Below are 26,110 nucleotides of genomic sequence, written 5' to 3' on the forward strand. Positions count from 1 at the left end.
TCATAAAGTATCATTAAGATACTTGTTTAAAAGCATTTTTTGCAATCTATTCTCTTGTCAAAGTCGCATAGACAGCCCAAGATGTATAGTAAATAATCATTGTTGTTTTGTAGTAGTTGGTCACTCAGGCTGTAAAGGTAATCCATGGCAATACATGTAATTCAAAGTCAACGAATCGAAGTTTTGGTGGATTGTCTAATCGAAAAATTGAAATCGAATCAATCGACCAATGCTTTGTCCGTCTTGCAAGAACGACATATCGTGGTGCCCGATCAAGCCATTGCTGCATGGTTAGAAAAACAAATTGCTGAAAAAATCAGTATTAGTGCCAATATTAAGCATCATCGTAAAATTTTAGGGTTGCAGTGGAAAGCCTACGATTGGGCCTTGCCGAATAAACAAGACCGAGAGCGGATTAAAGGTATCAACATGCCGCCGTTGATTATGCAATGGCGTATTTATAATGCTTTAGCGGTTTTTATTGCAGCTGATCAGTTTGATGCAGCACAGATTCCGACAGATGTTCAGCCCTTAGTTCAGCGTATTTTTGACAGCACAGCACAGCTCTCAGATCGAAAAAAACGTGAGCAAAAGCGGCAAGAAATGTTGTACTGGATCGCTGCTCAAGTCACTCGGCTTTTTACCAACTACATGGCCTTTCGTGGCAGTTGTATTCATACCCCAGATGAAGGTGTTGAGCACTGGGTTTGTCCACATTGCGATACTGACTGGCTAAAAGCGTGGAGTTATAACCAGCCGTTAAATATTATGCAACTTACAGGTCTGAAACCTGAACAAGCTGATGAATATCTACCGACTCAGGCTCGACAACTGGAGCATTGGCAGCGTTGGCTGTGGCATCAAGTATTCCAAAAAGACTTTAATGACCGTCAGGAAATAGACAATAAATTTTGGTTTGCCTTGGCGCATGCTGAGCAAAATCGGCAGCAGCAATTTGATTTGGATGCTGAGGATGATGATGAGCGTCACCAAACCTATAACGGTTTGCCTGAACAGATTTTCGTCTTTACGACCTTAGAATTACCCCCTGCACAACTGAAATTTTTATATCGCTTGGCAGCGTATACCGAAGTGCATCTGTTGTATTTCAACCCATCGCGTGAGTATTGGGCAGACATGGTCGATCCCGTATGGAAAGATCGTTATAACTTGAAATTACAACAGCGTTATATTGAGCGAAATCCCAATGTCAGCACGGCACAAATTCAGGCCTATCTGAGTACGACCAATGCCGAATTTCGTGAATCTCAGCATTCATTACTGACGCGTTTAGGTAAACGTGCGCGGGATAACTTTGCATTATTGGTGAATATGTCTGGTGGCGAAGGTTGGGAAGATATTTTTCCAGACACCGAGCCGACAACGCTGCTCGCTCAAATTCAATATGACATCATGACCCTAGAAGAACCCAAGCAGCATCAATATGCACTCGCGGGTTCAGATGAATCGATTCAATTTCATGTCTGTCATTCTAGCCTGCGTCAATTAGAGGTTTTACGTGAGCAGTTGGTACATTGGTTGGCCGAGGGCACGGAACAGGAGCCACGCCATCCGAGTGATATCTTGGTCTTGGTGCCAAATTTAAAAGAGCTTGAACCGCATATTCGGACGGTCTTTTCGACGACTCGTGGCATGGGACGCAGTGCGGTGGATTTACCTTATATCCCAGTCAAAATTGCAGGGGTGGTCAGCCAAGATATTCAAAATGCATGGCAAGCTTTCGTTGGACGCATTGAAATTAGCCAAGGTCGTTTTACCGCAGAAGATTTTCATGATTGGCTGAATTTGAATGCGGTGCAAGAACTGTATCAGCTCGACCATGTGCAAATGGAACGTATGATGGAACTGCTGATTCAAGCTGGTTTCCGTCGTGGTTTAGACGAACAGCACATGTTGGCTTATTTGTCCGAGCAAGACCGAGATTATCGTTATACCTTTAAATTTGCATTAGACCGTTTAGCTTTAGGAATTGCGATACCACAACATGCCGTATTTGAGGACACCTTAAGTTTTGCAGGGGTGTCGAGTAGTGATTTTGAGTTGGTTCAAACTTTAATTCAGATCTACCGAGATATCAGTGCGCGTCGAGATTGGCTCAATCCGAATCTCAGCACACAGACTGTCAAAGTGTGGTTGCAACAATTAGATGCAGATTTAAAGCCTTTTGTGGAAGCCTGTGGTCGAGCATTTGAAACCATTCGCAGTGTGATGCGTGCGATGACGCAACGTCTGCATAATGCCCAAAGTGATAAAGTTGAGTCGCTCCCAAACAGCTTTAATTTGCCATTATCTTTGCTGCTCAAAGAAATACAACAAGGCATCGATAGCTCTGCCGATCAGATCGAACCGACAGGATCAGTGACCTTTGCGGACATGGGGAAAATCCGCCAAGTCCCATTTTCATTGGTGGTGTTAATGAACATGGATAGCGGCAAATTTCCGCGTCGTGATCAGCAAGTGCCTTTTGATTTGATGGATGTGTTTAAACCGGTTTTGGGTGATCGCTCTCGTTTGGAAGATGATAAAGGTGCATTTTTAGATGCCTTGTTATTTGCCCGACAGTCCTTGTGGATTTTCTATAATGGCTTTGATGTCAATGATGGTGAAAGTCGGGAGCCATCATCCGTGATATATGAATTTAGCCAGTTCCTCGCACGGATGATTCAGCCGCAGCAATTGAACCAACCCCATGATGTCATGCTGGATTTGGATGGCTTACGCATTCCACAGCAGCTCGAGCCGCTATACCATATTTATCCTTTGCAGCCTTTTGACCCGATGGGTTTTCAGCAGTCGAAAAACTTACGATATAAAGATCAATGGTTTGCTGTGGCGGAACATATTTTAGATCAGTCTGGACAACGCCAATCGTGGATTAACCGTGATTATCCTGTGCATGATGAGCAAGAAGTACGGGTTTTAGATGGTCAAGAATGGATTAAAGATGTGGTGTTTCCTGCCCGTGCATATTTGAAAACGCTTGGCGTGGCCAGTGTCTATACTGGTGACCAATTGCCGCAGCAAGAGCCTTTATTGCTCGACCGTTTACAGCAATATCATGTCCGTGACTTATTGCAAAAGCATTATGTGCAACCTGCCTCTCGTGTCCATCAAGCTGAGGATCAGAACTCTACGACTCCAACTGAACCGGATATGGCCTTGTTCCAAGATGTACTGCCTGTGGGACATAGTCAAATAGCGACTTGGAAGCTCAGTTTGCAAGAGCAGGCACAGTTATTAGAGCGTTTGGATGGACGCCGTGTAACCGCGACCACCTTACAAAACTTACAGCTTGAACCGCATTTGATACTGAGTATCACCGTGCCTGAAGACTCTCAGAGTATGCATTGGTTAAGCTGTATGGCGTCTGGGGCAAAGCCTAAGCGTCAGACGCAAACCTGGCTCGAATATCTATTGTGGTTGAGCTATTTAGACTTAGGCGATGAGGGCGCGACGTATCGTCGTGAAGTGATTTGTAATGATAAAAGCATAGTCTGTTGTGGATTAAGCTCTGCACAAGCCAAGCTGCAGCTCAGTGAATGGGTGGCGATGTGGAAACATGCACAAAAACGTCCTGTGGTGCTGCCTGCTGCCTTAATTCGCCAAGAAAAATGCACTTGGGTGGAAAATGAAACAGGCCAACTCATGCCTGATAATTTTGCAAAGCTTCAAGAGGAATGGCTGAAAAATCATAGTTTTGGTGGAGTGGAGTTGGAGTCGAATGAAGCCAATAGCCACCATCGTGATTGGAGCTTTATTTTACAGCAACAAGCGGCAGATGAACTTCTGGCATTGTCCTGTCGTTATTATGCAGAACGTTTATATCATGTGATGGATACCGAGGCGGATGACGGCCTAAAAAAACTTAATGTCATCAAGCCTGAGGTGAAAAAATGAATATGCCACAGCAAGCGATGAAAATGTCCACCAACCCGATTGCAGACATGAGCTTTACCGGACTGCACTGGATTGAAGCCTCTGCGGGTACTGGTAAAACCTATACGCTTTCCAGTCTGATGGTGCGGATTTTTCTCGATCGTTATATGCCGAATCAGGTCATTGCCACTACCTTTACACGTAAGGCTACAGCGGAACTCAAAGCGCGGGTTCGGCTGCGGATTGAAGAAACCCGTGACTTTATTTATGGCCTGCTCGCGGCATCTCAAGGTGAGTTGGCCGAACTTCAGCAAAGTTTGAGTGACCCCTTGTATCAGCAAGTGCTGAAAGATCATGGGCATCACTTAGATTATGCCTACAATCGTCTGAACGTGGTCTTACAACAATATGAAGAACTCTTTGTCGGAACTTTAGACAGCTTTAGTCAAAAGTTATTACGTGAATTTGCCTTTGAAAGTGGTCGTATCGAACAGGTGCAAATCAGTGATGATGAAGACCTGCATATTGAACGGATCATTCATGATTTATTAAGAGATTGGATCCAGCAGCAGCCTGCACATTTGATTGAATATTTGATGTTGAATCATCAGTTGAAAGGTCCTGAATATTATCTGGGCGTGGTAAAGGAAAGTCTAAATTTCCCATCGGTGGATTTACGCGTCCCTGAATTACCCGAAAATGCCTTGGCGCATTTTGAAGCGATGTGTCATCAGCTTGCACAAATGCTGCCTGCCGCTCGTGTAGAGCTTGCAGCGTGTTTTGATGCCGCAAGTCATTATAAAAACCTGGTGGACGCTCGACGTTTTAATAAAGGGGCATTTTTTGTCACCTTTAACACACGCATTCCCGAGTTTTTACAGCACTTTGAAGCTGCGGGTAGCCAAGGGGTTTTGACCCAGTCCGACGTGTTACAACCGACGATGAAAGCCATTCGCTCATTGTTTTATGATCCGAATAAAACTGAATTTAAGCCACGTGTCTTTAAAGACAAAGTCGTTGAAGAACAGCCGGATATCTCAAAAGAATTTTATCAACATGCTTTTGTTCAACAACTCCGAGCGGTGCTCAATGCTTATGAACATATCAATCAAGCAGAACAATTTCTAAACTTTTATTTGGCACAGGAAGTTAAAAAGCGTTTGCCTCAAGTGTTGTCCCACGCTGGGGAAACCACCTTTTCACAACAAATTCGGACCTTGTCGGAAGCCTTACAGCAAAGCTCAGCAGCAGGGAAAGACAGTTTTGCCGCTCATGTTTTGGCACGATATCCGCTGATTTTAGTCGATGAATTTCAAGACACCAACCAAGATCAAGATGACATGCTATCCAGTATTTGGCGGGTCAAGGAGCGCTTACATCAGGGCTGTATGATTATGGTTGGCGACCCCAAACAGGCGATTTATGGATTCCGTGGCGGTGACATGCTGACCTATCGTAAAGCGCGTCATGATATTCAAACCAAGGGTGGACGTTGTTATACCTTGAACAAAAACCATCGTTCAGTCAAAAACTTGGTTGAAGTGGTGGATGCCTTGTTTCATCGGCAAACGGACTTTGGTGAGCAAGTTGAATACACCCCGATTCAAGCAGGTGAGCGTGAGCATCCGCCGTTGATTGATCATGATCAAGTCAATCCACAACCTCTGCGTTGGTTGGCTTTGGATGAAACGCTGAATGAAGCTGAGCAAGTGGCTTGGCAGATTCAGTCATTGCTCAACCAAGCGCAGCAAGGACATTTATATTTTCAAGACAACAATACCCAGCGAGCACTGACAGCAAACGATATTGCGGTCTTGGGGCAAAACCATTTCGACTTAGAGCAAGTGCAACAATGTTTATTGCAGCTCGGCGTTCCTTGTTATAAAGCATCTCGGGACAGTGTCTATAAAAGTTCCGTCGCACAAGATGTAGCCGCTTTGCTGACCGCGATTTTGAATCCCTATCAAGAAGCCAAGGTGAAACGTGCGCTGCTGAGCCGTTTATTGGGTTTTGATCTGAAACAACTGGTCGCACTCGAACAGCAGGCAGATGAACTGAGCGACATCATCGAAAAACTCGAACAGATTCGACAAATTTGGAATGAGCAAGGATTCCGCAGCGCGTGGAATAGCTGCATGACGGTCTTTCAGGTGTGGACGCGTTTGGTGGCTGGGCAAAGTCGAGATAATGAACGCACAGTGGTGAATTTACGCCATATCGCAGAATTATTAAGTCAGCAAAGTGAACATTACACAGGTGCACATAAGCTTTATCAATGGTTTATTCGCCAAATCAATTTAGGCATCAATAATGAAAGTATCCAGGAGCGAAAATTGACTGGGCAATTGGGGGTGCAACTGATGACGATTCATGCATCCAAAGGCTTAGAGTTTGGTTGTGTATTTTTATTGGGAGCAAATGCAGGCTTAAGTGAAAAAGGCAATTTGAATTTTTCCCTTAAAGACAATCAGCAAAAAAGCCTTGGGTTAGAACGTGTGATTGCCGTGAAGTCTTCGGACTTACCCGAAGATGATATTCAACAAAATGATGCGCGCAATGAAGCAGAGCATCATCGCTTGTGGTACGTGGCGTTGACCCGTGCCAGTTATCGTGTCTATGCCGTGCTACGTCATCATGAAGTAGAAAAGAAACAAATGGCAGAAGCGCGTTCAGGACTGACTTTTTGGCGTGGAAGCGAACCTGATCTGTTCCAACATACAGAAAGTGTGGATGCTGATGTTTTGCGTGCAGCACCACCAATTTTGACTCAGACTCAGGTTGAAACTGTTGTATTAGACGCGGAAGAAATTCCCAACAGCCATTTTTATCCACGGGAAACCACCAGTTTTACCGCGCTCACGCGTACGGCACATAAGACACATATACAACGTGACCAATTGGCAGCGGTTGTGACCGAGCCAGAAGACAGTGCTGCCGATGAAGTGGAACAGCTTGAAATTATTGAAGCAGAAACTGCAGAGAAAATTAGTTGGATTAAACGGCACTTTCCAAAGGGAACCAAGCCCGGAAGTTTCTTGCACAAGTTGATGGAAAAAGTTCGATTTAGCACCCCAGAAGATAAGTTGGCCAAAGCCATCGCAACGCGTTTTCATAGTGATGTTGAGTTTGATTCGCCGCAAATATTGCAAAATTTGATTAAACAGTTTGGGCAAACGGCGAACCCTGAACAAGACGAAGCTGAACTGATTGAAGAAATGCAGGAATGGTACAGTCAAATCATTCATACACCGTTGCATGATGGTTTTAGCCTGCATCAGTTAAACGATGGTGAATATCGTTCAGAAATGGACTTTCATTTAAGTATGGCAGATCGTGCATTGGCAATACGTAAAATACGCATGCTATTTGAAAGCCTAAATGAGCCAGATTTACGGATACAAGATTTGAATGATGTGTTTACAGCACGCTATCTGACGGGGTCGATTGACTTGGTATATTATGATGGTCAGCGTTATCACATTGCCGATTATAAAAGTAATTTCTTAGGCGATCAGACCGCACATTATAATCATGCCTATATTCGAGAAAGTATGAGTCATTCTAGTTACTGGTTGCAGGCGGCTTTATATTTGGTGGCCCTACATCGTTATTTGAAAGCCGTGATGAAAGACTATGACATGAAGCAGCATTTGGGTGGGGCGAGTTATTTGTATCTTCGCGGTATGGATGGACAGTCCGATCGTGGGGTATATCACTGGAAGCCGGCGGATACATTCATTCAAAACCTCGATGCAATATTGAGCGAAAAGGTTGTGGCTAAAACGTGAATAAGCACGAAAAAGATAAAAATATTCACGCTGAAACAATAAGTTGCATTGTGGATAAGTTTGAGGATAACTGTGTGGAAAATGATCAAAAAGCCTTATCAGCACAGCCTTTGCACGCGGGACAAGAAAATACTGTAGAAACGCAGGTTTTAGTTCCCCAAAATACCCAAGAAAAAGCTGATTTAGATGCGGTTTTGCCGGATTGGATTGACTATTTAATCCAACATTATTTACCCGATCAGGCCAGTCATCCTGCTGCAAATCAGTTAATTCAACAATTGATGCAAGCCGTGGAAAAAGGCGACAGTTGTATTTTGGCCGAAGATGCGCAGATTCAATGTTTGGCTCAGATGGTTCAGCACGAGCAAGCTGAAAAAACACCTGTTGCGCCTTTTATTTTTGATTCACAGCGACTTTATCTTTATCGCTATTGGGCACTAGAAAATGCTTTAGCCAAGCAAGTTGCACGTTTAAAACAGCAAACAGAGCAAAATCTCAATCAAACGCAGATGCTTAATATTGAAAAGGATTTACTGACCGATCCCCATCAGATCCAAGCACTGTACATGGTGTGTCAGCACAATTTTAATATCATTACCGGTGGGCCTGGGACAGGTAAAACCTATACCTTGGCTCGGATTATTGCCGTGTTGAATGAGCAAAATCCAAATTTAAGAATTGCGATGGCAGCGCCGACAGGAAAAGCGGCGCAGCGAATGGAAGAAGCCTTACAAGCAGCGTTTAAAGATCCTGCATTGCAGCATTATTCGATTATTCACAAACATTTGAAACCCGTAACTTTGCATCGTCTATTGGGTTTAGGGACGCGCGCTATCCCGCGGTTTAATGAGCGCCAACGCTTACCCTATGACGTCATTGTGGTCGATGAAGCCTCCATGTTGGATTTAAGTTTGGCGCAGATGCTATTCGCGGCAATCCCTCAACACAGCAAGCTGATTCTCTTAGGGGATGCAGAACAGTTGGCTTCGGTCGATGTTGGCGCTGTTTTGGCTAATCTTCAGGATGTGGATGCCTTACAAGCCAACCGTACCCATTTACAGACCAGCCGCCGTTTTGTACAGGGTGCAGCCATTGGTGAGTTTGCTCGTTTTATTCAACAACAAGAACAACAGCAAACAACCACTGAAGTTCTGGCGAAATTCGAACATCAGGTGGTATCTGCATCCGAACTTCAGCCGATTCAACTGACACCGAATATGAGCGATGTGATTCAGTTGCAATATCTCCCCGACGCTACGAACAGTGCTGCACATTGGGCAAAATATTATGATCAACTGATGTATGGTTTTCAGCCCTATGTGGCATGGTTAAAACAATGGCCAGAGCAACCCGCTGAATATGCAAATTGGTCAGCCCAATTGATTCGCTATTTTGATGATTATCGGATTCTATCGGCCATTCGACATGGAAAATTAGGCTTACACGAACTCAATCAGCAGATTGAACTTCGGGTCTTAAATACCTTGGGTGTGTTGAAACAAGGGGATTGGTATGTCGGTCGTCCAGTCATGATGACCTATAACGATTATCAACTTGGACTATCAAATGGTGATATCGGGATTTGCTTAAAACGACCGATGACGGAAAAGTCGCAGTTTGAGGTTTATTTTCCAAGTTTGGATAAATGGGTGGTGGCAACACGGTTACCTAAAAGTATAGAAACCGCCTATGCCTTGACCATACATAAGTCTCAAGGTTCTGAATTTACCCATACGGCGGTAGTTTTGGAAAATCATGCTACCGAAATGATGAGTAAAGAGCTGATTTATACCGCCATCACTCGTGCCAAAAAAGTGGTGAGTTTGCTTGTTGCAAAAGATGCATTGGCAAAAGCGCTTATAAAAAGAACAGCGCGAGTTAGTGGTCTGTTAGAAAAAATTAACAATCACCTACCTTTGTAAAGCCTAGGCAAAATGTACCGTATTTTGTAAGAAATGGCTTACATCGATTCAGGAGATTTGCGCATAGAGCTTTTTAGAGCTTTTTGAGAAGATGACTTCACAGAAAAAGAACTCAACACGGATGGTTGAGTAAAATCGCAAAAGTATAAGAATAACGTCAAAAGACAGCGAACTTACAGTGAAGTAAGGAAATAGGAAACTTACAGCCGCTAAGCCTTGTAGTTTTGGGAGAGACTACAGGGCTTTTTTATGTCTGGAAAATAAGAAATGCCTATACGCTGTAACAGAAAAGAAATAGAGCTTAACTGATGTACGAAAAAGCTTACATATAGATACGAAAAATACGACTTTTATCTAATAGCCGTTGTGGCAAAATCTACCACATAAGGAAGTGCAAGTTAAAACATGGAATGTTTGACATAAGGACGCGGAAAAGCGCCACATAAAACAATAAATAATAAAACAATAACTAAAAAAGAAGAAACTACAGCGCAAAAAAGCCCGAGCCTAGCTCGGGCTTTTTTTTAATCATTCCACTTTGAGTTTTGCATGCTAAACATCGAGTGGCAAAATATATCAAAAAATCAGTTTAAAATTCATTCAATGACATCGCATTCAACATGTTAGAAATATGCGGTTTTGTGTCGCATAAAGTATCGAAACATATAAAAAATTTATAATGGAATCGATGTGAAAAAAAAGGCGCTATTATCGTCATGAAAACCTGACGAAGTCGGCCATCTCTTTTTGCAATTGGGACGATTTTCCCTTAATATAATGCACTTGCTGTAGTGATGCACGGCAGTCAGCTGATTTATCAGTTGATTCGTATCAAAAGTTAACTTTATAAGCATCTCGGAGAAATCGAATGGCTTTAACAAACGCAGATCGCGCAGAGATCGTTGCAAAATTCGCTCGCGCTGAAAACGACACTGGTTCACCAGAAGTTCAAGTAGCTCTTTTAACTGCTCAAATCAATGATTTACAAGGTCACTTCAAAGAGCACAAACACGACCACCATAGCCGTCGCGGTCTTATCCGTATGGTTAACCAACGTCGTAAGCTTCTTGACTACCTTAAAGGTAAAGACGCTACTCGTTACAGCGCATTGATTGCTGCTTTAGGTTTACGTCGTTAATTCGATTTAAACTTTTATTTTCGGACTATTGCATGCTTAGTGCTGTATTACTGAAAACTAAAGTCTATCCAACCTTGGTTGGATAATGGGGAAGGGGCGATGATTCGCTCCTTCTTTGTGTCTCAAATTAGCATTTTTAATTAATGTTTTTAATATCTAGTGAGGTCGGCTTCTAAGCTTTGTCATTTATGTTGCAGCGTTTGGGGCGTTGAGTGAATGCCAAACCTTAGGGGTCTCCACTAGAATAAAATCAGGAAAAAATAAAACATGTCGATGTTTAATATTATTCGTAAAGAATTCCAATACGGTCAGCATCAAGTTGTCCTAGAAACAGGTCGTGTTGCGCGTCAAGCGAACACTGTAATCATCACTATGGGTGGTGTACAAGTTCTTGTTGCCGTTGTTGCTCAACCAACAGCTAAAGCAGGTCAAGACTTCTTCCCATTGACTGTTAACTACCAAGAAAAACAATATGCTGCAGGTCGTATCCCGGGCGGTTACGGTAAACGTGAAGGCCGCGCGTCTGAAGCTGAAACGCTTATTTCACGCTTAATCGACCGTCCAATCCGTCCGTTGTTCCCAGAAGGTTACTACAACGAAATCCAAGTGACTGCGACTGTGATTTCTTCTGACAAAACGATGGATGCTGACATTGCTGCAATGTTAGGTACATCTGCTGCACTTGCAATTGCGGGTACGCCTTTCCGTGGTCCAATCGGTGGTGCGCGCGTTGGTTTAATCAACGGTGAATACATCCTTAACCCGAACCACGAACAGCTTAAAGAATCTGACCTTGACCTTGTGGTTGCAGGTACAGAATCTGCAGTATTGATGGTTGAATCAGAAGCGAAAGAACTTTCTGAAGACCAAATGCTTGGCGCTGTATTGTTCGGTCATGACGAAATGCAAATCGCGATCCAAGCGATTAAAGAATTTGCTGCGGCTGCTGGTGCAACAGAGTCTACTTGGACTGCACCTGCGAAAAACGAAGACCTTCGTGCAAAATTAAAAGAAGCGTTTGAAGCGAAAATCTCTGAAGCATACACAATCGCTGTTAAACACGATCGTTATGCAGCACTTGATGCGCTTCAAGCTGAAGCTGTTGCTCAATTCGTTCCAGAAGAAGACGTTGACGGTATCGCTGACGACTTAGCTGAATTATTCGAAGACCTGAAATACCGTACAGTACGTGACAACATCTTGTCAGGTAAACCACGTATTGATGGCCGTGATACTAAAACAGTTCGTGCGCTTGACGTACAAGTTGGCGTGTTAGACCGTGCTCACGGTTCTGCATTATTCACACGTGGTGAAACTCAGGCGTTGGTAACAACAACTTTGGGTAATACACGTGATGCGTTAATGGTAGATACATTAGCGGGTACGAAAACTGACAACTTCATGTTGCACTACAACTTCCCTGCATACTCTGTAGGTGAAACTGGTCGTGAATCTGGTCCTAAACGTCGTGAAATCGGTCACGGTCGTTTAGCGCGTCGTGGTGTTCAAGCTGTACTTCCTGCAGCTGACCGCTTCCCGTACGTGATCCGTATCGTATCGGACATCACTGAATCTAACGGTTCATCTTCAATGGCTTCTGTATGTGGTGCTTCTCTATCACTTATGGACGCAGGTGTTCCACTTAAAGCGCCAGTTGCGGGTATCGCAATGGGTCTAGTCAAAGAAGGCGAGCGTTTCGCAGTTCTTTCTGACATCTTGGGTGACGAAGACCACCTTGGCGACATGGACTTTAAAGTAGCAGGTTCTGCAAACGGTATTACTGCACTTCAAATGGACATCAAGATCGAAGGTATTACTGAAGAGATCATGGAAGTTGCATTGAACCAAGCGTATGCAGGTCGTATGCACATCTTAAATGCAATGAACCAAGTAATTTCACGCGCTCGTCCTGAAATCTCTATGCACGCGCCTACATTCCAAGTGATCAACATCAACCCTGATAAGATCCGTGATGTGATTGGTAAAGGTGGCGCAACGATTCGTGCGATCACTGAAGAAACTAAAGCAGCAATCGATATCGAAGATAACGGTACAGTTCGCGTATTTGGTGAAACTAAAGCGGCTGCTTCTGCTGCTGTTGCGAAAATCCAAGCGCTTACTGCTGAAATCGAACCAGGTACAATCTACACTGGTAAAGTGATTCGTATCGTTGAATTTGGTGCGTTTGTAAACATCCTTCCAGGTACTGATGGCTTACTTCACATCTCTCAAATTTCTAACGAACGCATTGCGAACGTTTCAGACGTATTATCTGAAGGTCAAGAGATCAAAGTACAAGTTGCTGATGTCGACAACCGCGGTCGTATCAAATTAACCATGAAAGACATCGAACAAGCTTAATGGTTTGTTGATTCACAGGGTTTCGGCTCTGTGAATGGATTCTAAAAAGCCTTGAGTGCAGTCAGAGTATGAACTTTGACTTGCTCAAGGCTTTTTTTATGGCATCATGCAAAAAGTAAACACAATAATAAATGAGATATGCAAACCTATTATTTTTTTCAGCATCCAACAGCCGCGCATATCTATGTGCAAGACCAAGTGCAATGTGAGCATCATCCTGAACTTGAGCCTGAGTTTATTTGGATTGATTGTACCCGTGAAGATGTCGTTAACCGCCCTGAGCAATGGCAGCGTGAGATTATTCAGGCGTGTGATCTACGGGTCAATGAATATCATCTGTGGGATATTTTAAATCTAGAGCATCCGTGTGCCTTTGACACACTCGATGATTACGATTTATTAATTTTTAGAAAAATGGTCACCCCCGATGACCAAATTGTTGCAGGCGCCGACGCGCTTGAAAAGCATGAGCGGGTCTTTGGTTTGGCGACTACCCCGATCAGTTTTTTGCTCACGCCCCAAGTGCTGATTACGGTTCGTGAAAAGGGCAACAAAGCCATTGAAAGTTATATCCAGCGGATTGAAACCTTAATTTCTCGTCCGATTGATGAACAAAATAAACCACGAAAATTAGCCATGACGCCCTTAGATTTGGCATTGCGCTTACTGAATAATATGGTGGATGGATACTTGGATTTACGTGTTCCTTTGACGCGCCGTGTCGAGTTTTGGCAGCAAGAGTTATTACAAGGGCATCGACGGTTTACCAAGTGGCATCAACTGTTGCAGGAAAATATGGCCTTTCAGCAAGTGGAAAACTTGTGTGAAGAGCAAATTGAAGCCTTGCAAGAACTGCGTGATGAAGTTGTGGATAATTACCCGCATTTGAAAGGCAAAAAGCGCAGTGAAAAGCAGGATATCATGCTGGTTCGCGTAGATGATTTAACTAGCCATATCGAACGCATTCAAAAACACACCACACGATTACGCAGTGCCGTGCAGGCCGCCATTGATCTGCATTTTTCAGCCGTTGCCAACCAAACCAATGAAAATATGCGTATTTTAGCGATTATTACGGCGATTTTCGCACCATTAACCTTATTAACTGGTATATACGGTATGAACTTTGAGTTTATTCCCGGACTCAAATCGCCAACCGGTTTTTGGATCATGCTTGGTATCATGTTGATTACCACGATTTTACTGCTGTATTATTTTTATCGACGGCATTTGGTGGGGCGTGGCGAAAAAAGTGTGATTGATATGCTGGCACAGCAACATGGCGATCAACACATGAATTTGTTTTGGTTTATGGATTATGAACCAATTAAACAAACGGTGAAGGGCACAGTCAAAGGTACGGTTAAAACTATGAAAGAAATTGAGAAGCTGACGAAACTCAAATAGTTCGCGTTAGCTTCTCTGATGGATGGGTCTGCTTTAAATCCTTTGATAACTTCGAGACTCACCAAGGGTGCATATTTGAGTTTGCCTTTGCGTTTTAAGCACACTTCGACCAAGGGCTTGTACGGCATTGGGCGTATTGCAGTAAGTGTTCCACTATACGTCCCGTCGGCATTTTTGACGATGGTCACATCACCGCGTGAATATCCTGTTTGGTCATCCATGGTTTTTCAAATACTCGTTTATCACTGGCATGTAATAGACTACTGAAACTGAGTAATGCCACCCAATAGGACATGATGCATGTGCATGATGAATCCTTTGTCATGATTTTATTGTTTTTACATTTTGTTTTTTAAAGAATCTGCAGTACAACGCGATTTGACCGATCCTTATGGTCTTAGCAATTCAATTGCTTAGCCTCGTGGGTTGTACTGCGAACGACATGCATCATGAAAATTCCCCTATACGAGTCGATATCTCAAGATATATCATCATTTTCATTACTTTTCAGTAAGCGATAAATTTCATCTTTTAGCTTTAATTTCTTACGCTTAATGGTCTCAATATCCGTGTTGTAGTGATTAACAGGATCTAATTCCAATTGAATGATTTCGCGATCCAACTCATCATGTTCTTCAAAGATCCGCGCAAAATGCGGATTTTCATCACGTAACTGAGTGACCAAATCACGGTACTCAGGAAACATGTTTTTGACTTTTTTATTGCAATCTCGTGTTTTCATGGTTGTCGATCATTTCCTCTACAAGAAAAAAGAAAAACGCCCTGCAGGACAGAGCGTTCACGAATACATTTAGTGCGAATGAAGCTGTTGGTGTTTCACTTGGCGACGTAGTTGTTGGACTTCATCAATCAGGTCGAGCATCATGGCGACCGCAGTAAAACTGGCATCGAAATCTCGTTGAAGCCGATAGGCACGCCGTGCGCGAGATATATCATCGCCAAAAAATTGATGAATCCTGTCTTCTGAACGGCTAGGCAGAATATCGTATTCGAGTAGTTGCAGAACCCATTCTGGACTTTGCCCACAGGCAGAGGCAAAGTGTTGTAGATCAAAACTACTTTTTTCGTCTACGATTTCAGTCTGTTTACATCCGTCACAGACAATTTCACGATAATGAATTGTTGTCATGGTGCTCTCCTTAAGACTGTCGTGGATTAAATGACGGAAAAGCTTGAGCAAAAGCCGCATAAGCTTGTTGCTCTTGTTCTGTTTGTGCAGCTGGTATCACTATATTTAAAACCAGGTAAAGCTGTCCGGGTGTTTTGTTTGGTATCCCTTTGTCCTTTAATCGTAGCTGCTGTCCAGTACGCGCATTTTTAGGAATCTGTAGCTCTAATGTTTTGCCATCAGGACTGGTAAATGCAATTTTTTGACCCAATGCTGCTTCCCAAGGACTGATATTCAGTTGTTGGAAAATATCAGCACCTTCTACACGGGTTTGCTCGGTTTGTTTATACAAAATTTCAATGTATAAATTACCAGCAGCTCCACCGTTATAGCCAGCTTGCCCTTGGCCCGAGAGTCGAATTTGTTGACCTGATTTCATGCCTGCAGGAATTTTGACTTGTAGGGTTTTACGTTGAACTTCAGGCTCACCATGGGCATTTAAGCTCGGAATCTGCAAGGTGATATTCTGCGTTGCACCATGAAATGCGATTTCTAAATCCACTTCTAAACTGGCGTGTTGGTCTTCACCACGGAAGCTCTTGGTTTGGCGGTTTGCACGTTGATACTGATAGTCACCGCCACCAAAGCCTTGCCCAAAACGACCAAACAAGTCTTCAAATCCACTAAAGTCCGCATGCTGACCATCACTCGTCGATTGGCGATAAAACTGAGATTGGTCAAAACCACCTTGGTTGCCAGCATTAAACCCAGCAAATCCTTGAGGATGATCGAGTTCAAAATCGTATTGTTTTTTCTTTTCGGCATCACTTAAAGTGTCGTATGCAACATTAATCGCTTGCATACGCGTTTCGGCATCAGCTTCTTTGCTGACGTCAGGGTGATATTTACGCGCCAATTTTCGATAGGCTTTTTTAATTTGATCTGCCGAAGCATCTCGGGCGATCCCTAAAGTTTGATAGTGATTGTCTGGCATACTCTCTGTATAAATATTAATCATGTTTTAATCAATATAGAAGGGTTCATCAAACTGTCATAGGGGCAAACTGCAGCATATTGTTTCAAAACATGACAATAAAAAAGCCTCACGAGGAGGCTTTTAAAAACACATTTAAAATTAATATTTTATCCAAGTGACACTACGACCAATCACAGATACACCAACATACCCACGTATAGTTAAATGTTTTCCTGAAGCACTAAGTCTTGCTTTGCCTTTATAGATTTTTCCACCAATCGGGTCCAGAACTTTACCGTTTTGGAATTCACGTGGATTTTTTGGATCTTGTTTAAAGTCCCAAATAAATGGCAAGCCGATAAAAGGTTTATTTTTCAATTCACCTGGGCAGTTCGAGCAGACGCCCATTTTTTCAGTGCCAGGGACATTGCGTGTGGTGACAATGATGCCTTCATAGCTTCCATCGGCTTTTTTGCGAATTTCAACGTCTGCACGTGAATATCCGGTGCGGTCATCGACAGTTTTCCACTTACCCACTAGCGGATCGGTTTCCGCAGCGATTGACAATCCTGACAAAGTGCTAAGTACTATTCCGGCAAATAATTGTTGATATATTTTTTTCATTTCATCCCCTGAAAATTCAGAATTGTGTTTTTAGAGTAAGTTGCCTAATTTATATATAAAGCCCTACAAAATCAATGTGATGGTTTGTGATGTATTTGGCAGATTTTTTTAAAACACTGCTTTAATATGGAGTTTTTACTCTAATTTTTAAGTTAAAAAAGGCCTTTAATGATTTAAAGGCCTCGTGCTTAGTTTTTGACCCAAGTGACATTGCGTCCAATTGCAGAGCCTTCAGTACGACCATTGATGATCAAATGCTTGCCATTATTCATCAAACGAGCGCGTGCATTGTAGTGCTTGCCTGATTTGGGATCGAGCATCACTCCACCCACAAATTCATTGGGCTTTTCTGGATCAGCGCTTAGGCCGCTTAAAGTGGTTAAACCGACCATGGGTTTATTTTTCTGAGCACCGGTGCATTGCGTGCATGTCGAAACATTTGCTGTTCCGGGTACGCTTCGGCTTTGGATAATGGTGGCCGAATACAGGTCATGCTTATCTTTACGAATCACCACATCGGCAAGGGAATATCCTGTTCGATCATCAATGGTTTTCCATGTCCCCACTAAGGGGTCAATCGCTGCAAAAGCAGAGGATAAACTGCAGATGGAGAACATGCCGAACAGGATAGAAGGGAGGAATTTAACAGCCATACAATTACCCACATTACACAAAAAGCGGATGCCTAAAACTTAAAGGCATAAAAATATTATGGTTTTAATGTAGCCTGAAATAATATGAATATTCTAGTGATTTTTTAAGAATTGGTATTTATATTTTGAGCCAAAACATGAACGAGTTGGCGCTAAATGAGGTTTATGCTGAACGTCTACGCACTAGTAAAATAGTCGGAATTCATCTCAAAGTAGATTATTATCGGCATGATGAACTCGTCTGGAGTTGAGTTCATCATGCCAATGAAAGCCAAATGGCGACTTTAGTTGACGCGGATCCAAGATACCGTCCGGCCGAGAAGCGTGGTTCCAACATAACCTCGAAGTGTCAGGACATTGCCGCGCGCATTCAATTGCCCTTTACCTTGATAAGTATTGCCTGAAAGTGGGTCGATCACCTTGCCATCGGTGTACGCATTCTCTTTTGCATTATGTTTAAAGCCAGAGAATATCGGTAAACCAATTAAGGGTGCATTTTTGAGTTTACCTTCGCATTTTTCACAAATCGTGGTGACAGGGCGGTTGGGGATGGCATGCACTTTGGTGATTTTACCGCTATAGCTGCCGTCTTTTAATTTAGTGATTTGGACTTCAGCACGAGCATAGCCTGTTTTATCATCTATGGTTTTCCATGTCCCGACGAGGTCTGCTGCATGTGCTGTCATTGGGCCAAAGTAGAACATGGCTAAAGCAATAGCGAGTGTTTTGAGTTTCATAATTTATCCAGTTTTTTTTACATTATTTTTCAATTAAAAATAAAGCTTTGTTGGTTTTTTTGACTTTATTTCTGGCGCGATATTTCTGGCGCGATTCTACTCGAAAAAAAATTGATCGCAAATACAGCTGATCATGTTGATGCTTTATAGTTCGAACCCATTCGACTAAGCGCAAGAAAGTAGTAGGTCTAAATTTTATCGGGACAATAAAAAAGCACCCCGAAGGATGCTTAGATTTAGGCTTTTAATCATGCAATGATTTAGCTAAGGTGTTGACCAAAAAGGGATAAAGCTTCTTCTGCCGTAAAGGTATATTTTGTATTACAGAATTGGCAGTCCATTTCAATTGGGTTTTGAAACTCTAAGGTTTCACGAACTGCAGCAACACCAATTTGTTCAAGTGCTGTCGCACAGCGTTCTTTTGAACATGTGCAGCCAAATTTTAAGGCTTCAGTTTCAGGTAGACGAACTTCTTCTTCGTTATATAAACGATATAAAATTTCGTTTGCAGATAAAGACGTTAACTCTTCTGCTTTTAATGTCTCGGTCAGCATGGTTAAACGTGGCCATAGATCTTCATCAACTCGGCGTTGTTCTTCTTCGCTATTCCGAGGTAATAACTGGATCAGTAAACCACCTGAACGGCTGTTGCTGCTTGCTAAGACGATGCGTGTTGGGATCTGTGCAGATAGATCATAATATTGCATCAAGCAACCCGCTAAAGTCGGTTTGTCTAAAGGTACAATCCCTTGATAACGCTCACCAAATTCAGGCTCGATATTAATGAAAAGTACTGGGTTTACCAAGGCTTTCAGTACCGTGCTGCTGTCTTCAGCGGTTTGAAAGTGCGGGTCTTCTTCATAATCTGCAAGTGCGCGAACTTCACCGAGATGATTACATTCCGCCATTGCCCATTTAAAAGTGCCTGCAGCCTGAATTTGTAAGCTAATACGACCTTTAATTTTTAAGGTGCTGGCCAACAAGGCAGTCGCGCTGAGCATTTCACCCAAGAGAATTTGTACAGCAGGTGCATAGTCACGCTGTGCAAGAATCGTTTGTAGGGCTTCTTCAAGATGAACCACTTCTCCACGAACAGGGCTATCTTCAATAAAAAAGCGTTGGCGTAAATCTGACATAAAATTCTCCATAACCCTGCTTTAATGGTGACGATATTGTAAAACACAAGTCATTCATTATCATCTCTTGTGACATCAATACGATGACGTTGTAAGCTGCGTTGTAAATCAACACCTGTAGGTTTTTCACGGGCTTGCGCATCGCTTTCAAACAAATGTTCCAGTTCAGCTAAAGCGTTACGATGCGTTTCATAAATTTTTTGTTCATCGGTATAGATTTGCTGCTGTTGAGTCAGCAGTTTTTCATCATAATCACGGAACAATTCGATACTTTTATAGGCATCTTCATCGCTGATGCCTAAGTCGCACAGCATGTGATAGGCCATTCCTAAAGACGATAAATAGGTTTCACGCCAAATATGCTCAATCCCCAAATCACGCAGCAGATGCACCTGATGACGGTCACGCGCACGGACCAATAATTTTAACTGAGGGTAATTCAGGCGAATATGACGCGCCACGTTCATCGAGTCTTCAATATCATCTATAGCAAGGACGAACACTTTGGCATGTTCAATGCCCGCAGCGCGTAAAATATCTGGTTGTGTGGCATCGCCATAATACAGATGACCACCATAATTACGTACGAAATCGACTTTGTCTAAGTTGCTATCAATGGCGGTAAAAGACAAATGCTGTAAATGCGCCACACGAGCAATGATTTGTCCAAAACGTCCAAAGCCCGCAATAATCACAGGATTATGTTCATCCGGAATGTCGTCATATTCGGGGATGGTTTTTGGATTAAAACGTGGCAAAATTTGTGATTGTATTAACCAGTACAACATAGGGGTCAACACCATCGACAAAGTGACGATGAGGGTTAATGGCTCCAAAATGGCTTGCTGTACGACATTTTCACTTTTCGCCACACTAAAGACCACAAAGGCAAATTCACCGCCTTGAGCCAAACAGGTCGCCAGTAAAATACTGTTGCGCCATGAATTTTTAAGATAACGCGCAATCGCCGTAAGTGACGCCATTTTGATGAGCATCAGTGCCAATGCACCACCGATAATGAACCATGGCATTTCAACAAACAACGACAGTTCTGTGGTCATGCCCACGGTCATAAAGAACAAACCAAGTAAAAGCCCTTTAAACGGAGCAATACTGGCTTCGAGTTCATGGCGGAATTCCGAGTCTGCCAATAGCACGCCGGTCAGAAATGCTCCGAGTGTGGTACTGATGCCCAGTACATCCATCAACACCACGACACCCAGCACAATAAATAAGCCAACAGCAGTGATCAGTTCATGCGCGCCACTTTTCGCGACGAAGCGGAAAAAAGGCCGCATTAAGTATCGACTAAATAAAAATAAGCCTGAAAAAGTCGCAATGATGGCAGCGAAATAGGCGATTCCGTGATGTGATGATTCTGTCCCTGCGAGCAGGGGGATGACTGCAATCAGCGGAATTGCAGCCATATCTTGAAACAGCAAAATCGAAAAGGATTGTTGCCCATAGGTGGTGTTTAATTGCTGTTTTTCACTCAGCATCTGCAAGACAAAGGCAGTAGAAGAAAGAGCGAGAGCGAAACCGATAACGATACTGGCTGCAATGCCTTGTTGTAAGGCAAAAAAACTGCCTAGCGCTAAAACAAGACCGGTCAGACCAACTTGTAAACTACCCATGCCGAAAATAGAACTACGCATACTCCATAGACGCTGTGGGCGGAGTTCGAGGCCGATCAGGAACATCAGCAAAATCACGCCAAACTCAGCGAGATCTTGGATCGCTTGGGGATCACTGGCAATGTTAAAGACATCGGGGCCGAGCAAAATACCAGTGAACAGATATCCCAATACCGTTGCAATACCAAAGCGCTTGAGCAAAGGGACAAGCAATAAGGATGCGCCAAGGAAAATTGTGATCTGTAACAGTAGTGACATTTACTCGTCCTAGAGTTGTGTTTTTGGTCGAAAGTTGCAATTCAGTATGACTGATATTTTCAGACTGAATTGTACGCGTTTAACTGAGTTCCTGTGGGTCTATATCGAGGCTCAATTTCATATTTGATGGCTTGTTATGCAAGATGTTTTGCCACCAATAACGCAGATAATAATGTAAGCGCGCACGATCTGTAGACAGTAAAACCATGTGGGATTGGTAACGCCCTGCTTTGCGCTCCATCGGGGCAGGAATCGGCCCCCAAATATCAATAATTCCAGCAGAGTCCTGACGCAGTAATTGGGCATGTTGCTGTAAAAATTCAGTATTGAGTTCTTGGTTTTTTGACTCACAGCGTACCAATGCGGCATAGCGAAACGGTGGCATTTGTGCCATTTCCCGTTCTTTCATGGTTTCTTTGGCAAATTTTCGATAGTTCTCATTGACCAAAATATTCAAAAGCGGATGGTCGGGTCTTAGGGTTTGTAAAAACACATCGCCTTTACGTTCACCACGGCCGGCACGCCCAGTGACTTGTACAATGAGCTGTGCAGTACGCTCGATGGCACGGAAGTCCACACTCAGCAGACCTGAATCGATATCTAAAATCGCCACCAAGGTGACGTAAGGAAAATGATGACCTTTGGCCAGCATTTGCGTACCGAGTAAAATGGCAGGTTCACTTTTTTGAATTTTGTCATAGATTTTTTGCCAACTGCCGACCCGACTGGTGGAATCACGATCGACCCGTATAACGTCATGCTGCGGAAATAGCTCATTTAGGCTTTCTTCAACCTTCGCTGTACCCATACCCACGGATTTCAGTTCTTGGTGATTACACTGTGGACAATGCTCTGGCATACGGTGAATGGTGCCGCAGTGGTGACAATGTAGGTGTTGATAGGGTGTGCGGTGTACCGTGAAATTGGCATCACAGTGCGGACATTTGGCCTGCCATGCACAGCTTTCACAAATTAAAACTGGGGCATATCCGCGACGGTTTAAAAACACTAACACCTGTTCTTTTTTTTCAAGGCGCTTACGGATTTCACCAATTAATAATTGGCTGATTCCATGCTGTTTCTGTGCCACTTTCAAATCAAGGATGTGCATTTTCGGCATGACTGCGGTGCCCGCACGTTGGTTCAATTCCAGTACGGTCATTTTGCCTTGTTTCGCCAGTGCATAACACTCGATACTAGGCGTGGCAGAACCTAAAATTACAGGGCATTGTTCCAGATGCCCACGGTAAAGTGCGACATCCCGAGCGTGATAGCGAAAGCCTTCTTGTTGTTTAAAGGACAGATCATGCTCTTCATCAATCACAATTAAACCTAGATTCGGCAGTGGGGTATAAATCGCAGAACGCGTGCCTAAGATAATAGACGCCTTGCCCGTTTGCGCCGCTTGCCAAGCTTGCATACGTTTTGAATCGTTCAACCCCGAATGTAGTAGGGCAATATTGCAATGAAAACGTGATTGGAAACGGCTAATGGTCTGTGGGGTGAGTCCAATTTCAGGTACCAAAACCAAGACCTGTTTGCCTTGCTTAAGAACCTCTTGCATGATTTGTAAATAGACTTCGGTTTTACCGCTGCCGGTCAGACCATCAAGTAAAAATGCCTGATATTGATTCCGCGCTTTTAACACCCGATCAATGGCTTTCTTTTGCTCCGGATTCGCTGTGAGCGGCATTTGCGCCATGCTTATGGGCATTGGGCTAAAGTCCTGTTCCGCCAAGACACATTGGCAGATGCCTTTTTTCTCTAATGCTTTGAGTGTCGCGGTTTCCACACCTGACAAATTTAAAAGATTTTCACCTGTGCCTGTGGGATGTAATTTTAGTATTTTATACGCCTCTTGTTGACGCTCTGAACGTTTAATTTTGGCTTCAGCATTATGGTCAATCAGATTCCATGTCCGTGCCAATAAATTATAGGGCTTTCCTTGGCGTAACAGCGTCGGAAGGGCACTTTGCATCACTTCACCAATCGGAAATTGGTAATACTGTGCAGACCATGTCAATAAATTTAAAACTTTCTCATCTAAAATGGCACGATCATCAAGAAGTTCGGTAATGGCCTTGAGTTTAAAGCTTGAATCGAGTGGTGCATCGGGAGCAATTTTTTCCACGATGATACCGGTCAAATTTTGCCGACCAAAAGATACAGCAACGCGTGCACCTACTTCAGCTTGTTGGTATTGCTCTTGGTTTAAGCTGTAATCGAAGCAGTCGTATAAATATACCGGAACGGCGACTCGAACGCGGTAAATAGGTGTTGCAATGCTCGCTGAATTTGCCATAAAACGTGGATAAGTTCCTGATTAAATTTCGTCGTGATCGTAAAGGAGTTGTGTTAGAGTGAGCTCATATTTTATATCTAAGAATATGAATGATTTTGATGGTCAGACGCAACTGCGCTGATAGAAATTTTGGAAAATTAGAGCATTACAATGCCTGCATATCAGTTTACTGCCATAGACGCTTCAGGGAAGCAGCAGAAGGGTGTACTTGAGGGTGATTCTGCGCGTCAAATTCGTCAACAGCTCAGAGATCAGTCACTCATTCCAGTTGCTGTCGATCCGATAGAGCAAAAAGACAAACACGCGCAGCAGCGCTGGTTTCAAAAAGGGCTGAATGCCTATGACTTGGCTTTATTGACTCGCCAACTTTCAGTTTTGGTTGCCGCTGCAATACCATTAGAAGAAGCGATTCGTGCTGTGGGAAAACAAAACGAAAAAGCCCATGTGCAAAACCTGTTGATGTCGGTGCGTTCTAAAGTTTTGGAAGGACATTCTTTAGCCAACGCACTACAACAAGCGGGACGCTTTCCTGAACTGTATATTGCCACGATTGCAGCAGGTGAGCGTTCAGGTCATCTCGATCTCATTCTCGACCAACTTGCTGATTACACCGAAAACCGCTTCGCCATGCAAAAAAAAGTGCAGGGTGCGATGATTTATCCCATCATCCTGATGTTAATGTCTTTCGGTATTGTGATGGGACTCATGACCTATGTGGTCCCAGATATTGTCAAAACCTTTGACCAAAGCAAAGATGCCTTGCCGTGGATAACGGTCGCTTTAATGAAAGCCAGTGATTTTATTCGAATGGCCTGGCCATTTTTATTGGTCGGTAGCGTAGTTTCGATTTTTCTCTTGGTTCGATTCCTCAGAACAGCGGCGGGACATTATGCCTTTGACCGATTGACCTTGAAATTACCGTTATTTTCCAAACTGTCTAAAGGCATTAATGCCGCTCGTTTTGCCAGTACCTTGTCGATTTTAACCAAGTCTGGCGTGCCTTTGGTCGATGCTTTAAAAATTGGCGCAGCGGTCAGTAATAATTGGGTGATTCGAGATTCGGTCAACCTTGCGGCAGAGAAAGTAACAGAAGGTGGTAATTTAGCAACACAGCTTGAGCGAAGTGGTTATTTCCCACCGATGATGGTACAAATGATCAAAAGTGGTGAAAGTTCAGGCGAATTAGATCGGATGCTCGAACGTGCGTCGACGATGCAAGACCGAGAAGTGACGACTTTAATTTCAACTTTATTGGCGTTGCTTGAACCTCTGATGTTGGTATTTATGGCGAGCATTGTACTGGTGATCGTGATTGCTGTGATGCTGCCAATCGTGAATATGAATAATATGATTTAAGACATTCGAACAATGATGTGAACAGAGATTTGTAACATGCAAGTGAAGACAAAAAATATGAAGCAACAAGGTTTTACTTTAATTGAAGTGATGGTGGTCATTGTCATTTTAGGTGTTTTGGCAGCGCTGATTGTACCGAACGTGATGGGCCGTGGTGAAAAAGCCAAAGTCGATACTACGGCGATTACTTTAAAAAGTGTCGCTGGCTCATTAGATCAATACAAAATGGACAATGGTAAATTCCCTTCAATGCAAGACGGCGGATTAAATGCTTTGGTCACTAAACCTGAGTCTGCTAAAAACTGGTTGCCAGGTGGCTACATCAAAGGTGGCTATCCAAAAGACAGTTGGGACAATGACATTCAATATGTGATTCCCGGTTCTGAAGGCCGTCCTTATGATCTTTATTCATTTGGTGCGGACGGTCAGTCTGGTGGTGAAGAAAATGATGCTGATATTTACTATAAACACTAACTGAGAATAATTATAAATTCAGTTTTAATGGAATTAATCACTTCACTTAATAGGGTGTTTCAATATTGAGTGAAGTGATAATAAATCTTAATTATAAAATTAATATTAAGTTATTGAATTTAATTTAAATTACATAATGCAAAATATGTGATATTTATAATAAGAATTATTCCCAATTTTATTGATTACAATAGATCTCTTTCATAAATCAAAAAACGATCTTCTTTTTGGTTAATATTTGCACTCCGGATTTCTTAGCATTCGTGCATAATCTGCGGATGAAATACATCGATTCAAACAAGCTTTCTGATCCTCAGT

General features: G+C 43.0%; 17 protein-coding genes. 8 read left to right on the top strand and 9 right to left on the bottom strand.

Annotation, left to right across the window (positions count from 1 at the left end):
* Window positions 1–144 precede the first annotated feature (144 nt).
* The 6 genes from FTV03_RS08650 to FTV03_RS08675 all read left to right on the top strand — a co-directional run bounded on the left by FTV03_RS08650 (window position 145) and on the right by FTV03_RS08675 (window position 14,513).
* Window positions 145–3,918, top strand: coding sequence for an exodeoxyribonuclease V subunit gamma (locus tag FTV03_RS08650; protein WP_180041033.1), 3,774 nt, complete (start codon window positions 145–147; stop codon window positions 3,916–3,918).
* Window positions 3,915–7,685 carry a UvrD-helicase domain-containing protein gene (locus FTV03_RS08655; protein WP_180041035.1) on the top strand — a complete coding sequence of 1,257 codons (3,771 nt, stop codon included), beginning with the start codon at window positions 3,915–3,917 and terminating at the stop codon, window positions 7,683–7,685. Before FTV03_RS08650 ends, FTV03_RS08655 begins: the two co-directional genes overlap by 4 nt.
* A gap of 194 nt (window positions 7,686–7,879) precedes the next feature.
* Window positions 7,880–9,607 carry an exodeoxyribonuclease V subunit alpha gene (gene recD / locus FTV03_RS08660; RefSeq protein WP_257220725.1) on the top strand — a complete coding sequence of 576 codons (1,728 nt, stop codon included), beginning with the start codon at window positions 7,880–7,882 and terminating at the stop codon, window positions 9,605–9,607.
* A gap of 868 nt (window positions 9,608–10,475) precedes the next feature.
* Entirely contained in the window at window positions 10,476–10,745 is a 270-nt protein-coding gene (gene rpsO, locus FTV03_RS08665; RefSeq protein WP_005007057.1) for a 30S ribosomal protein S15, read from the top strand.
* 273 nt (window positions 10,746–11,018) lie between these two features.
* Window positions 11,019–13,106: a polyribonucleotide nucleotidyltransferase gene (gene pnp, locus FTV03_RS08670; protein ID WP_171262611.1), complete on the top strand. Its 2,088-nt coding sequence runs from the start codon at window positions 11,019–11,021 to the stop codon at window positions 13,104–13,106.
* A 138-nt stretch (window positions 13,107–13,244) separates the two neighbouring features.
* Window positions 13,245–14,513, top strand: a complete 1,269-nt coding sequence (locus FTV03_RS08675; RefSeq protein WP_180041037.1) for a magnesium transporter CorA family protein — start codon at window positions 13,245–13,247, stop codon at window positions 14,511–14,513.
* Window positions 14,514–14,991: 478 nt separating this feature from the next.
* Here FTV03_RS08675 and FTV03_RS08680 read toward each other — a convergent pair whose 3' ends face one another.
* The 9 genes from FTV03_RS08680 to FTV03_RS08720 form a co-directional block, all read right to left on the bottom strand.
* Complete coding sequence (locus FTV03_RS08680) at window positions 14,992–15,255, bottom strand: YdcH family protein (RefSeq protein ID WP_180002890.1); 264 nt, start codon at window positions 15,253–15,255, stop codon at window positions 14,992–14,994.
* Window positions 15,256–15,324: 69 nt separating this feature from the next.
* Complete coding sequence (locus FTV03_RS08685; protein WP_078189792.1) at window positions 15,325–15,663, bottom strand: chaperone modulator CbpM; 339 nt, start codon at window positions 15,661–15,663, stop codon at window positions 15,325–15,327.
* A 10-nt stretch (window positions 15,664–15,673) separates the two neighbouring features.
* Window positions 15,674–16,636 (bottom strand): DnaJ C-terminal domain-containing protein, encoded by a 963-nt coding sequence (locus FTV03_RS08690; RefSeq protein ID WP_180041045.1) that lies wholly within the window; start codon window positions 16,634–16,636, stop codon window positions 15,674–15,676.
* 141 nt (window positions 16,637–16,777) lie between these two features.
* Window positions 16,778–17,242: a DUF2147 domain-containing protein gene (locus tag FTV03_RS08695; RefSeq protein WP_168377965.1), complete on the bottom strand. Its 465-nt coding sequence runs from the start codon at window positions 17,240–17,242 to the stop codon at window positions 16,778–16,780.
* A 188-nt stretch (window positions 17,243–17,430) separates the two neighbouring features.
* Window positions 17,431–17,895, bottom strand: coding sequence for a DUF2147 domain-containing protein (locus FTV03_RS08700; protein ID WP_168377964.1), 465 nt, complete (start codon window positions 17,893–17,895; stop codon window positions 17,431–17,433).
* Window positions 17,896–18,179: 284 nt separating this feature from the next.
* The gene (locus FTV03_RS08705; protein WP_180041039.1) at window positions 18,180–18,632 is read right to left on the bottom strand and encodes a DUF2147 domain-containing protein; all 453 of its coding nucleotides are present in this window, start codon (window positions 18,630–18,632) and stop codon (window positions 18,180–18,182) included.
* Between the two features lie 260 nt (window positions 18,633–18,892).
* Window positions 18,893–19,768, bottom strand: a complete 876-nt coding sequence (gene hslO, locus FTV03_RS08710) for an Hsp33 family molecular chaperone HslO (protein ID WP_078189788.1) — start codon at window positions 19,766–19,768, stop codon at window positions 18,893–18,895.
* A gap of 50 nt (window positions 19,769–19,818) precedes the next feature.
* On the bottom strand, window positions 19,819–21,660 hold the full coding sequence (locus FTV03_RS08715) for a monovalent cation:proton antiporter-2 (CPA2) family protein (protein WP_111885622.1): 1,842 nt from the start codon (window positions 21,658–21,660) through the stop codon (window positions 19,819–19,821).
* Window positions 21,661–21,739: 79 nt separating this feature from the next.
* Window positions 21,740–23,962 (bottom strand): primosomal protein N', encoded by a 2,223-nt coding sequence (locus FTV03_RS08720; protein ID WP_180041041.1) that lies wholly within the window; start codon window positions 23,960–23,962, stop codon window positions 21,740–21,742.
* Window positions 23,963–24,112: 150 nt separating this feature from the next.
* On the opposite strand from FTV03_RS08720, the gene gspF reads away from it, so the two are divergent.
* Together gspF and gspG are read left to right on the top strand one after the other, a co-directional pair.
* Window positions 24,113–25,318, top strand: a complete 1,206-nt coding sequence (gspF, locus tag FTV03_RS08725) for a type II secretion system inner membrane protein GspF (protein WP_078189785.1) — start codon at window positions 24,113–24,115, stop codon at window positions 25,316–25,318.
* 36 nt (window positions 25,319–25,354) lie between these two features.
* Window positions 25,355–25,792: a type II secretion system major pseudopilin GspG gene (gspG, locus tag FTV03_RS08730; RefSeq protein WP_078189784.1), complete on the top strand. Its 438-nt coding sequence runs from the start codon at window positions 25,355–25,357 to the stop codon at window positions 25,790–25,792.
* Window positions 25,793–26,110 lie beyond the last annotated feature (318 nt).

This window comes from Acinetobacter sp. YH12218 (assembly GCF_013417925.1).
GTDB classification, from domain to species: Bacteria; Pseudomonadota; Gammaproteobacteria; order Pseudomonadales; family Moraxellaceae; genus Acinetobacter; species Acinetobacter amyesii.

Coding starts and splice junctions, on each gene's coding strand:
- FTV03_RS08650 (WP_180041033.1), top strand. CDS start 145: ATGGCAATACATGTAATTCAAAGTCAACGAATCGAAGTTTTGGTGGAT.
- pnp (WP_171262611.1), top strand. CDS start 11,019: ATGTTTAATATTATTCGTAAAGAATTCCAATACGGTCAGCATCAAGTT.
- gspG (WP_078189784.1), top strand. CDS start 25,355: ATGCAAGTGAAGACAAAAAATATGAAGCAACAAGGTTTTACTTTAATT.
- FTV03_RS08655 (WP_180041035.1), top strand. CDS start 3,915: ATGAATATGCCACAGCAAGCGATGAAAATGTCCACCAACCCGATTGCA.
- FTV03_RS08690 (WP_180041045.1), bottom strand. CDS start 16,636: ATGCCAGACAATCACTATCAAACTTTAGGGATCGCCCGAGATGCTTCG.
- FTV03_RS08715 (WP_111885622.1), bottom strand. CDS start 21,660: ATGTCACTACTGTTACAGATCACAATTTTCCTTGGCGCATCCTTATTG.
- FTV03_RS08700 (WP_168377964.1), bottom strand. CDS start 17,895: ATGGCTGTTAAATTCCTCCCTTCTATCCTGTTCGGCATGTTCTCCATC.
- hslO (WP_078189788.1), bottom strand. CDS start 19,768: ATGTCAGATTTACGCCAACGCTTTTTTATTGAAGATAGCCCTGTTCGT.
- FTV03_RS08705 (WP_180041039.1), bottom strand. CDS start 18,632: ATGAAACTCAAAACACTCGCTATTGCTTTAGCCATGTTCTACTTTGGC.
- gspF (WP_078189785.1), top strand. CDS start 24,113: ATGCCTGCATATCAGTTTACTGCCATAGACGCTTCAGGGAAGCAGCAG.
- FTV03_RS08695 (WP_168377965.1), bottom strand. CDS start 17,242: ATGAAAAAAATATATCAACAATTATTTGCCGGAATAGTACTTAGCACT.
- FTV03_RS08680 (WP_180002890.1), bottom strand. CDS start 15,255: ATGAAAACACGAGATTGCAATAAAAAAGTCAAAAACATGTTTCCTGAG.
- FTV03_RS08720 (WP_180041041.1), bottom strand. CDS start 23,962: ATGGCAAATTCAGCGAGCATTGCAACACCTATTTACCGCGTTCGAGTC.
- FTV03_RS08675 (WP_180041037.1), top strand. CDS start 13,245: ATGCAAACCTATTATTTTTTTCAGCATCCAACAGCCGCGCATATCTAT.
- FTV03_RS08685 (WP_078189792.1), bottom strand. CDS start 15,663: ATGACAACAATTCATTATCGTGAAATTGTCTGTGACGGATGTAAACAG.
- rpsO (WP_005007057.1), top strand. CDS start 10,476: ATGGCTTTAACAAACGCAGATCGCGCAGAGATCGTTGCAAAATTCGCT.